The organism is Sphingorhabdus sp. (assembly GCF_041737645.1).
In the GTDB taxonomy this organism is placed as follows: Bacteria; Pseudomonadota; Alphaproteobacteria; order Sphingomonadales; family Sphingomonadaceae; genus Sphingorhabdus_B.
In genome coordinates, this window is the sequence record NZ_JBGSRI010000057.1 from 1 (window position 1) to 13313 (window position 13313).

The 13313-nt window shown below is 57.2% G+C and carries 14 protein-coding genes and 1 tRNA gene; 6 read left to right on the top strand and 9 right to left on the bottom strand.

What is annotated here, in order from left to right; all coding sequences use genetic code 11:
• On the top strand, nt 1-903 hold a 903-nt coding region (locus tag ACEW72_RS10565; RefSeq protein ID WP_373476345.1), incomplete at its 5' end, for an ATP-dependent helicase C-terminal domain-containing protein.
• Between the two features lie 55 nt (nt 904-958).
• Nucleotides 959-1237, top strand: coding sequence for an ETC complex I subunit (locus tag ACEW72_RS10570; RefSeq protein ID WP_373476346.1), 279 nt, complete (start codon nt 959-961; stop codon nt 1235-1237).
• A gap of 7 nt (nt 1238-1244) precedes the next feature.
• Here ACEW72_RS10570 and ACEW72_RS10575 read toward each other — a convergent pair whose 3' ends face one another.
• The 5 genes from ACEW72_RS10575 to ACEW72_RS10595 all read right to left on the bottom strand — a co-directional run bounded on the left by ACEW72_RS10575 (nt 1245) and on the right by ACEW72_RS10595 (nt 5504).
• Nucleotides 1245-2612, bottom strand: a complete 1368-nt coding sequence (locus ACEW72_RS10575; RefSeq protein ID WP_373476347.1) for an ATP-binding protein — start codon at nt 2610-2612, stop codon at nt 1245-1247.
• A gap of 26 nt (nt 2613-2638) precedes the next feature.
• Nucleotides 2639-3304, bottom strand: coding sequence for a response regulator (locus ACEW72_RS10580; RefSeq protein ID WP_373476348.1), 666 nt, complete (start codon nt 3302-3304; stop codon nt 2639-2641).
• Nucleotides 3305-3375: 71 nt separating this feature from the next.
• Nucleotides 3376-3672 carry a hypothetical protein gene (locus tag ACEW72_RS10585; protein WP_373476349.1) on the bottom strand — a complete coding sequence of 99 codons (297 nt, stop codon included), beginning with the start codon at nt 3670-3672 and terminating at the stop codon, nt 3376-3378.
• A gap of 238 nt (nt 3673-3910) precedes the next feature.
• A complete protein-coding gene (locus tag ACEW72_RS10590; protein WP_373476350.1) occupies nt 3911-4627 on the bottom strand; it encodes an SIMPL domain-containing protein in 717 nt (238 codons plus the stop codon).
• A gap of 28 nt (nt 4628-4655) precedes the next feature.
• The gene (locus tag ACEW72_RS10595) at nt 4656-5504 is read right to left on the bottom strand and encodes a D-amino-acid transaminase (protein WP_373476351.1); all 849 of its coding nucleotides are present in this window, start codon (nt 5502-5504) and stop codon (nt 4656-4658) included.
• A gap of 117 nt (nt 5505-5621) precedes the next feature.
• Between ACEW72_RS10595 and ACEW72_RS10600 the strand changes: the two genes are divergently transcribed.
• Nucleotides 5622-7433 carry an ABC-F family ATP-binding cassette domain-containing protein gene (locus ACEW72_RS10600; RefSeq protein WP_373476352.1) on the top strand — a complete coding sequence of 604 codons (1812 nt, stop codon included), beginning with the start codon at nt 5622-5624 and terminating at the stop codon, nt 7431-7433.
• A gap of 7 nt (nt 7434-7440) precedes the next feature.
• On the opposite strand, the gene ACEW72_RS10605 is transcribed toward ACEW72_RS10600, so the two are convergent.
• On the bottom strand, nt 7441-7833 hold the full coding sequence (locus tag ACEW72_RS10605) for a DUF6456 domain-containing protein (protein ID WP_373476357.1): 393 nt from the start codon (nt 7831-7833) through the stop codon (nt 7441-7443).
• Nucleotides 7834-8045: 212 nt separating this feature from the next.
• Between ACEW72_RS10605 and ACEW72_RS10610 the strand changes: the two genes are divergently transcribed.
• Nucleotides 8046-8609, top strand: coding sequence for a helix-turn-helix domain-containing protein (locus ACEW72_RS10610; RefSeq protein WP_373476353.1), 564 nt, complete (start codon nt 8046-8048; stop codon nt 8607-8609).
• A 3-nt stretch (nt 8610-8612) separates the two neighbouring features.
• Nucleotides 8613-9779, top strand: coding sequence for a glycosyltransferase (locus tag ACEW72_RS10615; protein ID WP_373476358.1), 1167 nt, complete (start codon nt 8613-8615; stop codon nt 9777-9779).
• Nucleotides 9780-10003: 224 nt separating this feature from the next.
• Here the strand turns inward: ACEW72_RS10615 and secF are convergent, their stop codons facing one another.
• The 3 genes from secF to yajC all read right to left on the bottom strand — a co-directional run bounded on the left by secF (nt 10004) and on the right by yajC (nt 12995).
• Nucleotides 10004-10990, bottom strand: a complete 987-nt coding sequence (gene secF, locus ACEW72_RS10620) for a protein translocase subunit SecF (protein ID WP_373476354.1) — start codon at nt 10988-10990, stop codon at nt 10004-10006.
• An 11-nt stretch (nt 10991-11001) separates the two neighbouring features.
• Entirely contained in the window at nt 11002-12600 is a 1599-nt protein-coding gene (gene secD, locus ACEW72_RS10625) for a protein translocase subunit SecD (RefSeq protein ID WP_373476355.1), read from the bottom strand.
• A gap of 68 nt (nt 12601-12668) precedes the next feature.
• A complete protein-coding gene (yajC, locus tag ACEW72_RS10630; RefSeq protein ID WP_373476356.1) occupies nt 12669-12995 on the bottom strand; it encodes a preprotein translocase subunit YajC in 327 nt (108 codons plus the stop codon).
• A gap of 181 nt (nt 12996-13176) precedes the next feature.
• Here yajC and ACEW72_RS10635 point away from each other — a divergent pair.
• Nucleotides 13177-13253, top strand: a tRNA-Pro gene (locus tag ACEW72_RS10635).
• Nucleotides 13254-13313 lie beyond the last annotated feature (60 nt).

Sequence of the window (13313 nt, forward strand, 5' to 3'; positions counted from 1 at the left end):
GCCAAGGGCGAAAACTGGATCAGCGCGCTGGGCCGTGGTCTGCGGCTCGACCCGCTTTCGCCGTTGGCACAGGCAGAATGGCTCGCCGTCGCCGACCTGCAAGGCGCAGCGTCCGGCGCGCGTATCCTTTCCGCCGCGGCCTTGACCGAGGCCGAAGTGCTCAATCTGTTCTCAGATCGTTTGGAAACTAAGACCGAAACCCGCTACGATGCCGCCAACGACCGCGTCGAGATCCGGCAACGGCAAAGGCTCGGCGCGATTGTGCTGCGCGAAGCGACCGTCGCCAAGGCCGACCAAGCGGTGCTGGCTGACGCGTTGCTGTCGGCGGTTCGCCAATGTGGCATAGCCGCGCTGCCTTGGTCCGATGCCGCCATGGCGTTGCGCGCGCGGGCGGCCTTTGCCGGACACGACGCGCTGTCAGACGCCCGCTTGCTGGAAACTCTCGACGAGTGGCTCCCCCAATGCCTGAACGGCGCGGCGCGGTTGCGGGATATTTCGAAACAGGCGCTTTCCGACGTACTCGACCATCTGCTCGGCTGGGACAGCAAACAACTGGTGGAACGGCTCGCCCCGGCATATTTCACCAGCCCCGCCGGTACCACCCATCCGGTCGACTATGCCGCCGAGGCCGGACCGACGGTGGAACTGAGAGTGCAGGCGCTGTTCGGGCTGGACGAACATCCCTGCATCGGCATCGAACGCCTGCCGCTGGTACTGAGCCTGACATCTCCCGCAGGCCGCCCGATCCAGACGACCCGCAACCTGCCGGAATTCTGGCGCGGCAGTTGGCGCGACGTCGCCAAGGAAATGCGCGGCCGCTATCCCAAACATAATTGGCCCGATGCCCCATGGGAAAGCGTGGCCAGCCTGAAGACAAAGAAAGCCCAAGCACGCAGCGCTTGACGAATCCGCCATTTTTGGCGCAAGGCGACTTCATAATTTCAATCAGGAATTGCCGATGTCCGCACGAATCTATCAACGCAGCAAAAACGCCATGCAATCAGGTAAAGCGCGGATCGATGAATGGGTGCTGGAATATACTCCGGCCGAACAACGCAAAGCAGACCCGTTGATGGGCTGGGCTGGATCTGGTGACACCCAGTCACAAGTACAATTGAATTTCCCGTCGCTGGAAACAGCCCGCGCATATGCCGCAAAAAAGGGCATAAACGCGACGTTGATCCCGTCGCCGACAAAGACTTTGAAAATTCAGGCTTACGCGGACAATTTCAGGTGACGTGCTTCTAAACGTTCGCTTTCGGCAGCCTTAGCCGCACGAGCAACCCGCCAAGATCTTCGCTCTCTTCCAATTTGACCGAGCCGCCGTAGATTTCCACGACATCGCGCACAATCGCGAGGCCGAGGCCGGTTCCGGGTTTGCCGGTATCCAGCCGTGCGCCGCGGTCGAACAGGCGTTCGCGTTCGCCTTCGGGAATTCCGCGGCCATCATCTTCAACCAGCAATTCGACAAAATCGCCTGCATCTTCGACCGTTACAAAGACACTGCCGCCGCCATATTTCGCCGCATTTTCGATCAGGTTGCCGAGCATTTCGTCCAGATCCTGCCGTTCCACACGCGCCGCGAGGGTATTATCGCCCGCCATGTCCAGCCTTACATGGCTATACAAACGGCTCACTGCACGTTCAACCGATTCAAGGCTGTCCCACACTTGCGCGCGGCTGTGGCTGTGGCCGCGACGTCCGACGGCACGTGCGCGTGCGAGATGGTGGTCCACCTGCCGCCGCATGGTGGTAGCTTCGCGGATGACGGTTTCAGAAAGGTCCGACGCCTGCGCGGTCGCGCTGTTCATAATGACCGTCAAAGGAGTCTTTAGCGCATGGGCGAGATTGCCCGCATGACGCCGCGACTCTTCAGCCTGCTTCTCATTATGGTCAAGTAATGCGTTGAGTTCATTGACCATCGGCATCACCTCATCGGGCAAAGCATCGGTAACACGACTTTCGCGACCGCTCCGCATTTGGGCGATTGCCTGCCTTACAGCACGCAGTGGCCATAGCCCGTAAAATGTCTGCAACGCGGCCAATATGATAAGCCCCAACGCCAAAAGCAGAAAACTTATGACTAGAACGGACCGCAGTTCCTGAATCTGTCCATCTAGACTATCGCGGCTTTGCGCCACCATGAAGGTCCAGCTTATGTCGGAATCCGGCAGCTTGATATTGCGTTCGGCAATACGCAACGGTTCATCCCGAAATTCGTTGCTATCACGAAAATGGACAGCCTGGTCATTATGTCCTGCCGGTGATTTTAAGGCACGGTCCCATAAAGATCGCGACGGAAACGGCATCGCGCCAGGTCCTGTTATCTGCCAATAAAGACCGCTATTAGGCTCCAGAAAACGCTGGTCGCCCAAGGGCCTGTTCATCCTTATTTCGCCATCGGGGCCAATCTCTGCCGACGCAATCATGGCGGTCAGAACATATTCGAGCTGATTGTCGAAGTTCTGTTCGACCGAACTGGTCAGCACACGGTCAAGTGCCGCGCCGCCGCCAATCAGCAATATCGTAATCCACGCCGCCGCCGTCAGGATCATGCGGCGGGTAAGCGAACCCGTGCTTTGAAACTGGCTCCGCCAAGACGGGGCGCTCACCGCCGTGTTTATGACGGCAGGCGGATTCAGCTGACCGGTTCCTCTAGGCTATAACCTAGGCCACGGATTGTCGAAATAACGTCTTGCCCCAGTTTCTTGCGGATACGGGTCACAAACACTTCGATCGTGTTGGAATCGCGGTCGAAATCCTGATCGTAAATATGTTCGATCAACTCGGTGCGGGACACGACCTTGCCCTTATGGTGCATCAGATAGGATAATAGCTTATATTCCTGCGCGGTCAGCTTTACCGGCTGGCCATCCAGAGTGACCCGACCCGACCGGGTATCCAGACGCACATCGCCGACGTTCAGTTCCGAAGACGCGTTGCCCGAAGCACGGCGAATAAGCGCGCGCAGCCGTGCAATCAATTCTTCGGTCTGAAAGGGTTTTGCCAGATAATCATCGGCGCCCGCATCAAGGCCGGCAACCTTGTCCGACCAGCTATCCCGCGCGGTCAGGACAAGAACGGGAAATTTGCGTCCCTCCTTGCGCCAACGGTCCAGCACGGTCAGGCCGTCAATTTCGGGAAGACCCAGATCGAGAATGACGGCGTCGTAATTCTCGGTCGAGCCCATATAATGGCCGTCCTCGCCATCGACCGACAGGTCCACGGCATAACCCGCACCTTCCAGCGTCGATTTCAACTGCTGGCCTAATGTTGGTTCGTCTTCCACAATAAGGATACGCATGCTGTCCCCTTCAAATGCCTAAATAATGTTGGAAATGGGCTAGCAGATTCGCCGCCGCGCGCAAAATCCTATCAACGTTGACGCAAGATACCGCCGGTTTTGCCATCCACATCGACAAATATAACGCGATCTTTGTTGATGAATTTCAGGCGATATACCTGCGCCGAAGGATCATATTCAGGCCCCAGATATTGCATACCGCGCATACGAGGAACAACGCTGCCTTCGATTTCGCGCAAGGATTTGACTTTCCCTTGCTGCCAATCTTGCCGCGCATCATCCTGTTCACCGCGCCGCGCGTCGGCAGGCAGCGATACGGCGATAGCGGCCAACATAGCCAAAGACAGGATTTTCTTTCGGTTCAACATAGCACTCGTTTAGCAAACCGCCTTGAACACAATCTGAATGGGGCATCAACCTTTTGTTAGGGTTGATGGGGTGGTTTGGTGGGCTTTGGAACCGTTGGGGACAGTCCCCTTGCCTTCCGTGAAGCAGCGCCCGAACTCCCCCTCTCCCCTTCAGGGGAGAGGATACGGAGCCTTGGCCGTCAGGCCTAGGCGGAGTTGGTGAGGGGCGCGACGGTAAAGTTCGCTCACGGACTTCGCTTTACTTCACCATTTCAAAAGTGAAGGAAACCGTCGCCCCGACGCTCAGTTCGCCCGGTGCAATCGGGGTCGACTTTTCCGAAGCATCCATCGTGCGTGCTATCATCGGCATGGGCTGATAGCCGCCATTTTGGCCATCGGTTTCTTCAACACGCAAAACACGCACATTGGTATATCCTGCCTTTTTCGCCATGGATTTGGCCCGGCCCATTGCCGTTGCCCACACCTTGTCGCGGGCCATTTCGCGATATTTGCTGTCGTCATCTATTCCAAAGGTCGGACCGTTAAAATTGGTCGCGCCATCCACCGCCAGCGCATCTAGAAACGCGCCGAGCTTTTTCAGATCGCGCAACTTGGCGTTGACCATGTTGGATGCCTGATATCCTTTGAAAACCTGCTGGCCATCGCGGTAATCGAACTGCTGGTTCATGCTGATTTGCGTGGTCTGGATATCCTTGTCGGCAATACCCAGTGTCTTGAGGCGTGCGACGACCGAAGCCATTTGCACGTTATTCTGGCGCACTGCTTCGCTCGCGGTCGGGGCCAAGGTCTGTACCCCTGTTGAAAATGTCGCGATGTCGGGCTTGGCTTCGACGGTGTCGCTGATCGTCAGGTCAATGACCGGATTGGTTGCCGTGATATTTACCTGCGTTGCCATCGCGTCCCCCGCTGTCATGCCGCCTGTTGCCAAAAGCGCTGCCAAAATCAACTTACGCATATTCTTGCTCCTACATAGCGCCGAACAATCATATAGCGGTACGGCGTGCCCAATCGATATAGGCTTTGCGAAGCTGAACGGTTGCCGAACCGGGTTTGCCATCGCCGATTACCTGATCATTTATCCGCACAACCGGCATTACAAAGCCAGAGGCGGAGGAAACGAACGCTTCGGCCGCTTGTTCCGCTTCGTCGACAGAAAAAGGTCGTTCTTCAATATGATGCGTCACCAGCGGCAGGACTGCCGCACGGGTAATGCCGTGCAGGATTTCGCGATTTAGGGGATGGGTGACCAGGCATCCCGACTTGGTGATGATATGGGCGTTCTGGGCGGTTCCTTCGGTGATAAAGCCGTCGCGGACCATCCATGCGTCATCGGCTCCGCGTGCAATCGCCTCATTCTTCATCAGGGATGCATAAAGCAATTGGGTAGTCTTGATGTCCGCCCTGCCCCAGCGCAAGTCGGGCAAAGTGACGACATGGATGCCGCGCGCGGCGGACGGGTTATCGGCGAGTAGCCGGCTTTGTGTAAAGGCCAGCACCGTTGGCGCGGTGCCGGGCGCGGGAAAGACAAAGTCCCGGTCGGCCGGCGCGCCGCGCGTGACCTGCCAATAGATCATGCCTTCCTCCACCGCGTTTCGCGCAACCAGTTCGCGGCAGATCGCCAGCCATGCGTCGGCGTCGGGAGCTCCCGCTATGCCAAGCTCACCCAAGGAACGGGCCAGGCGCTGCACATGGCCGTCGAAATCGACGAGCTTGCCGCCCAGAACCGAAACAACTTCATACACCGAATCCGAAAATAGAAAGCCACGGTCAAAGACCGATACGTTACCCTCTGTTTTGGGGATGTAGATGCCGTTGAGGTAAATGGTACGCATATAAGAGGCCCCCTTCGCTAGCTTCGAGTCCTAAAGCGAGCGTGTGCGAGAAACAAGTTCAGCCTGACACCCCGGAGAAGGTTGCAATGCAACCGCCCTACCCCTATCCGCGCAGCCATGTCCCAACCCCCCATCTTTGCTTTTGAAAATCTCGCGCTGCAGCAAGGCGGCGGCTGGTTGTTTGAAGATATCAACCTGTTCATCGGCGCGCGCGACCGGCTGGCGCTCATCGGGCGTAACGGTGCGGGCAAAACCACGTTGATGAAGCTGGTCGCCGGAACGGTTGAGGCTGACAGGGGCAAGCGCGTTGTCGTGCCCGGCACGAATATTGTCATGCTCGACCAGGACCCTGATGTCGCATCCTTTGACCGGCTGGTGGATTTTGCGGTCCATGGCGAGAAAGGCCCACCCGAATATGCCGTGCGTGCGATTGCCGACCAGTTGGGCATCGACCTCGACCGGGAAGCAAAAACCGCGAGCGGTGGGGAAAAACGGCGCGCCGCGATCTGCCGGGCGCTGGCGAGCGAGCCCGATCTGCTGTTGCTGGACGAGCCGACCAACCACCTCGATCTGGCCGCTATCGAATGGCTCGAAGACTGGCTGACCCGCTATCGCGGCGCGTTCATGGTCATCAGCCATGACCGGACGTTTTTGACGCGGTTGACGCGACAGACATTCTGGCTCGACCGGGGCTTGCTGCGCCGGAACGAGATCGGCTTTGGCGGTTACGACGCCTGGACCGAGCGGGTCTATGCCGATGACGCGCGTAACGCCGACCGGCTGGACGCGAAGCTGAAGATCGAGGCGCACTGGCTGGAACACGGCGTGACCGCGCGGCGCAAGCGCAACCAAGGGCGCCTTGCCAAGCTGTACGAAATGCGCGCGGCGCGGGCGGCGATGATGGGACCGCAGGGCACCGCCAAACTGGCTGCGGCGAGCGACGATAGCAAGACCAAGACCGTCATCAATGCCCAGGCTGTCGGCAAAAGCTTTGGTGAACGCACTATCATCAAGGACTTCACGCTGCGTATCCAGCGCGGGGACCGGATAGGTATTGTCGGCGCCAACGGGACGGGAAAGACCACCCTGATCCGCATCCTGACCGGCGAGGCGCCGCCCGATACTGGCAATATCACCTTATCGCCGACGCTGACCGGTATTGTCATCGACCAGCAGCGCAAGCTTTTGTCGCCTGAGAAACGCGTGCGCGACGTGCTGGCCGATGGCAGCGATTGGATCGATGTGCGTGGCGTGCGAAAACATGTGCAGGGTTATCTGAAGGAATTTCTGTTCGACCCCGAATTGATCGAGGCACGCATCGGCACGCTGTCCGGAGGCGAACAGTCGCGCATATTGCTCGCCCGCGAATTTGCGCGGGAGGCGAATTTGCTGGTGCTGGACGAGCCGACCAACGACCTCGATCTGGAGACGCTGGATCTTCTGCAAGAGGTGATCGCCGATTATGACGGCACCGTCCTGATCGTCAGCCACGACCGTGACTTTCTCGACCGCACAGTGAACCTCACACTCGGCCTCGATGGGTCGGGCAAGGTCGATATTATCGCTGGCGGCTATGCCGACTGGGAGGCTAAACGGGATCGTCGGGATCGGCCCGAAGCCCGCAAGAAAGCCGACAAGTTCACAGCCGATATAGCTTCTGGAAATTCAACAGAAAAGCAACCGGCCCGCCCCGCAAAGCTTACCTACAAGGACCAGCGCGATTATGATCTGCTGCCGGGCCGCATCGAGGCCATCGACGTGGAAATTACGACCGCGGAAAAAGAAATGGCTGACCCCGCGCTCTACAGCCGTAACCCGGCACGCTTTTCCGAACTGACAGAAAAATGCGACACGCTGCGCGCCGAAAAAGAAGCCGCAGAAGAACGGTGGCTAGAACTGGCGATGCTGGTTGAGGAGTTGGCGGGCTAGGCCCTTCTCATCCCGGCAAACGGTAATATTCAGCCAGCCGGTCAAGCGCGATCCGCAGGACAATTTTGCCGGAACGCACAGGCCAGGTCATAGCGCGTTCAGCGACCGGAATACTCTCACCGGCACAAATGACGCGCCAGGCGATATCGGAAAGACCCCGCCCTAAATACACCAATGCATCGTCAAATCGGGCTTTTGCCGACATCATGCGCTCGGTCGCATTCAGACCCTGCAGTGCGCCGCGCCTTTGCCGGTCTCGTGGCGCATCGTTCCAGCACATAGTGACGTGCGGACCCATCGCAGCAGCTTCATAATCACCACGCAAATTCTCACCGGCCAAAAGTTGACGATCCGTCAAATATCCCCTTGCATGAAGCCAGCATAAAGGGGATTCGGCCATGTTGAATGTTACAGTTCGGTTAGCTTGAACCTTTCTGCCATTCCGATCCGGTTCGTAAAGCGCACGTTCGACCAAGGGTCTGGGATCAGTAAATTCGGTTGTAGCGGTTGTTTTGCGGGGCACAGTTTCTTCTCCGATTGACACGAATCACTCTTGCCATGCGGTAAACAATGTAGGAAAGAAAAAACCTATATGGTGATAGGAAAAAATCGATGCAAAGCCGAATTCGAGATGTTCGCAAGGCCAAAGGACTAACACTCGCCGACGTCGCCGCCCGTTGCAAACCAGCGACAACGGCGCAAACTATCGGGCGCCTCGAAACCGGAATGCGCGTTTTGTCGCTGATCTGGATAAACCGTATCGCCGATGCCCTTGGTGTCGATTCAAGCGATCTGGTGGCCCTGCCTGATCAGCAATATCTGCCCGTCGCGGCGGTACTGCATGATGATGGGACCCATGCCCCGACAAAAGAAGAACGCATCATGGTTCCTAATATCGGTGGTTCGATGATCGGATTGCGGATTGCGGCGACGTCGGGCGAATATCGACGCGGCGACGAACTGTGGATGGAGCAATTACCGCCCGTTGCGTTTGCGACCGCGCTCAATCTTGACGTACTTGTCCCCCGCCCCGGCGGCCGATTCCTGTTCGGGCGACTATTGGGCCGCGAAGACGGCAGGCTGCATATCCTTCCTTTGGAAGCAGGCGCCCGCCAGCAAGTCGTTGCCGATCCTGCCTGGATCGCAAAAGCGGTCCGCCTTATGCGACCATTATAGGGCATCGATATGCGTATACTCACGCTTTCGACGCTGTTTCCGGCGGCCTGTCGTCCCAATTTCGGAATATTTGTCGAACGGCAAACAGCGGCATTGACTGCAATTCGCGACATCGCGGTGACGGTAGTCAATCCGGTTGGTATTGCTCCATGGCCCTTGTCGCAATTTGGCGAACAGGCCCAGCTTCGCAACTTGCCAAATCGTGAACGATGGGGTGAACTGGAAGTGTATCGCCCCCAATTTACTGCCGTTCCCAAATTTGGCGGTCGCTTTAATCCGGCGGCCATTGCCAGAGCCGTTCTTCCGCTGGCTAGAAAACTGCACGCTCAGATCGACTTTGACCTTATTGATGCAGAGTTTTTCTATCCCGACGGTCCGGCGGCGATGCGGCTTTCGCAAGCGCTTGGCATCCCCTTCACGATTAAAGCACGCGGCAGCGATATCCACCATTGGGGGATGCAGCCAGGATGTACCGCACAAATTTTGGAGGCCGCTGACAAAGCGGCCGGATTGCTTGCCGTGTCTAGCGCGCTCAAGGCCGATATGGTGGCGCTGGGCATCGATGCCGCCAAAATCCGCGTACATTATACCGGACTTGACCAGACCCGGTTCCTCCGGCGTGACCGGGTGACGGAAAAGGCGAAGCTGGGCATTTCGGGTCCCCTTATTTTGAGCGTCGGGGCGCTTATTCCCCGCAAGGGTCAGGATCTGCTGATTGCTGCGCTACCGACGCTGCCCGACGCCATGTTGATGTTGGCGGGCAAGGGTGAGAGCGAAAACGACTTTCGTGCGCTGGCGGCGGAACTGGGTGTGGCCGATCGGGTGGCCTTTCTGGGCAGTGTGCCGCATGATGACCTGCCTGCGCTGTTCGCGGCGGCGGATGTGATGGCGCTGGTGTCCGCCAGCGAGGGACTGGCCAACGCTTGGGTCGAAGCACTCGCCTGTGGAACACCGATAATCGCAAGCGATGTGGGCGGCATTCGCGAATTGGTCAAAACCCCAGAGGCGGGCCGTATAGTCGACCGCACACCGCAAGCAATCGCCGCCGCCGTGCACGATATCCTCACCAATCCTCCCCCACGCGAGGCAGTTGCCGCCAATGTCAGCGCCTTTTCATGGGATGAAAATGCCAGTCAGTTGGCATCTTTTTTCAGGGATGTTGTTCGTTAGGGCGTTTGGGGACTGCCCCCATTGACCTCTCTCCTTTAGGGGAGAGGCGCGAGACTTGGCGGCTTGCCGCCTAGTCGCAGCGGAGAGGGGTGCAACGATGAAGTGCGAGCTGAGAGGTTTGGGCGTGAACTCTCCCCTCTCCAACTTCGCCTAATTGCTAAATCAATAAGGCTTCCTATCCTCTCCCCTGAAGAGGAGAGGTCAAATGCTTCATCGAAACGCTATCAAGGCTGCGCGCCGAATCCTTCGTCCATACGTTCGGCTTTCGATGCAACGCCCTCGCTGGGGACGAAGCTGTGCGGTCCGACTTTCAACCAGATCAATATGGGTGCCGCCTGATAGATGGAGGAATAAGTGCCGATGATAATCCCGAACGCCATCGCAAGGCTGAAACCGAAGATGACATCAGGGCCGAAGAATACCAGAACCAGCAAGGGCAACGAAATCGACACGCTGGTCATCACGGTACGGGCCAGTGTTTCGTTGACCGAAAGGTTCAACAAACCGGCCATGTCCATCTTGCGGAACTTCAGGAGATTTTCGCGTATTCGGTCATAAACCACGACAGTATCGTTCAGCGAATAACCGATAATCGTCAGCAACGCCGCAATAATATTGAGGTCAAATTCCAGCTCCAACAAAGAAAAGAGCCCGAAGGTCAGCGTCACGTCATGCACCAGCGACCAAATCGCCCCGACCCCGAATTGCCATTCGAACCGGATCCAGATGTACAGCGAAACCCCCGCCATTGCGGCCAAAAGCGCGAGCATCCCCTTACCGAACAATTCTTCGGAAACTTTGCCCGACACCGAATCCTTCCCGTCAATCCGCACACCGGGATAATCCGCCTTCAGCTTGTCGATAATCTTCACCGCCATCGCATTGGCAAGTTCAGGATTTTTATCGGCCCCATCAGGCAGCTTCATGCGGATAGAAACCTGATTTTCCTTGCCAAAGCGCTGGATCGTAGGCTCGCCATAACCCAAGGTTGCAACATTAGCACGCAGTTCGGAAACCGGCGCCTCGGCGACTTGGGTAAAGGTGGCCCGGATCATCTGCCCGCCAATGAAATCGACGCCGAAATTCAAGCCCTTTGTGGCAACCAAACCGACCGATGCCGCCATTAACAACAGGCTGATACCAAAGGCGAAAACCCGCCATTTCAGGAAATCGATATTGGTATCGTCGGGAACAAGCTTGAGGAGTTTCATGTCAATGTACCTTAGATAACCAGTTCTTGCGGGCGGGTGCGCTTGACCCATCCGGCGACCCACATACGGGTCAGCGTAACGGCGGTGAACACCGATGTGACGATACCTATCATCAAAACGACGGCAAAGCCGCGAATGGGGCCCGAGCCAAAGATGAAGAGCAACACCGCTGCAATCACGTTTGTGCTGTTCGCATCGAAAATCGCGCGGCTGGCTTCTTTGTAGCCGAATTCAATTGCCTGAACGATGCGCCGGCCCCGCTTCAATTCTTCACGGATACGTTCGTTAATCAGCACGTTTGCATCCACCGCGGCCCCGATGGTCAACACAAAACCGGCAATACCAGGAAGCGTCAGGGTAGCATTGGCCATCGCCATCACGCCCAAAATCAGGGCGATGTTGATGACCAGAGCCATATTGGCATACATTCCAAAGCGGCCATAAACGAGGAACATCAGCACCAATATGGCCGTGGTTCCAATCATCGCCGCCAGCACGCCGCGGCGGATAGAGTCTGCACCAAGGTCAGGGCCGACCGAGCGCTCCTCTACAATTTTGAGGTCAACCGGCAACGCGCCCGAACGCAGCGCAATCGACAAGGCGTTGGCACTTTCAACAGTGAAACTGCCAGAAATTTGCGAGATACCGCCAAAGATCGGCTCCCTGATCTGTGGCGCGGAAATGACCTGTCCGTCCAATATGATCGCAAACAGCTTGCCCGTATTCTGCTGCGTCATGCGCGCAAATTTTTGGCCACCTTCGCTGTCAAACTGGATCGTCACGGCTGGCTCGTTGGTCTGCTGGTCAAATGTAGGGTCGGCCTTTATCAGCTTGTCGCCGGAAATACCGCCCAAACGGCGCACCGCCAAAGTCGGCAGGCCGGTGGGATTTTCCGGATAAGGCAACACCTGGCTGCCGACGCGTGCTATACCCTTTGCAGTCTGGTCAGGGTCGGCCTGTTCGTCGACAAGCTTGAATTCAAGCTTCGCGGTTTTGCCGATCAGGGCTTTCAATGCTTCGGGATCATCAAGTCCGGGAACCTGCACCACAATGCGATTTTCCCCTTGCCGGATGATGGTAGGCTCCAACGTCCCGAGCGCATTGATACGGCGATCAATCACATCCTTCGCGGTATCCATGGCTTGATCGAGCGCGGTTTCGTCGCCTGAACCGGCGGGGGAAAGGACAATCCGGTTGCCGTCGACTACTGCGAAATTCCAGTCAAGGGTGTTGGTCGCGTTGCTGGTAAGCGGCAACAACACTTCACGCGCCGCATCGATTTGCGAACTGTCGGTGACGGTAAAACTCAATTGCCCGTTTGCGCGCGATACATCGTCAATGGCGATCCTTGGGTCGGCCCGGCGCATAGCGGAACGCACACTTTCCTCCAACGCCTCCAACCGCGTTTCGGCCAATTGCGACGTATCCGCCTCTAGCAGGATATGGCTGCCACCGGCAAGATCCAGCCCCAGATTGATTGTCGGTGTAGGCAGATATTGCGCCACCTGGGCACGGATGCTGGTCGGCAAAACACTGGGAATCGCAAGCATCACGCCAGCGAGAACCATAAGGCTCAACATCCAAACGCGCCAACGGGGGAAATCTAACATAATTCAGTTCCGAACGGACAGGAATTGGGGATTTGGGGTCGGACGCCTTAGCGTTCAACCCCGTTCATTCAGTCATTCGCCGCCTTGGTGCCGCGCGACTGGACGTTAGCTAGCGTCGATTTCAAGGCCTTGACCCGCACATTGGGGGCGATTTCGACCTCTACATGGTCGTCGGCAACCTTGATAACCTTGCCCATCAGGCCGTCGCCTGTGACCACTTCATCGTTCTTCTGGACCGCATTGATCTTGGCCTCATGATCCTTCGCGCGCTTTTGCTGCGGCCGGATGAGGAAGAAATAGAAGACTACGAAAATCAGGAGCAGCGGTATGATCTGCACAAAAAAAGCCGAACCACCGGCAGCCGTTGCAGCGGCCAAAAAGAGAAGCGAATCCATCGAAAATCCTTGCGACATTAATTTTAAGGCACCGTCTTTTGATCGGTGCGGTGAAACAATCGGGCGCGATTATCACCTGCACCTCTTTGACGCAACGTCAAACCAGCGAAACCGCCTTGCTTTTGCGAAAGCACCGCCATATAGGCGCGCTTCCAACGCCCGCCGCGCGGTCGTTGGCGGTCGGGACGTAGCGCAGCCTGGTAGCGCATCACACTGGGGGTGTGGGGGTCGCAGGTTCGAATCCTGTCGTCCCGACCAATAAATCAATGACTTAGCAGCATCACGATGACCCGGCAGAGGGCCAAAATGCCTCTGGTG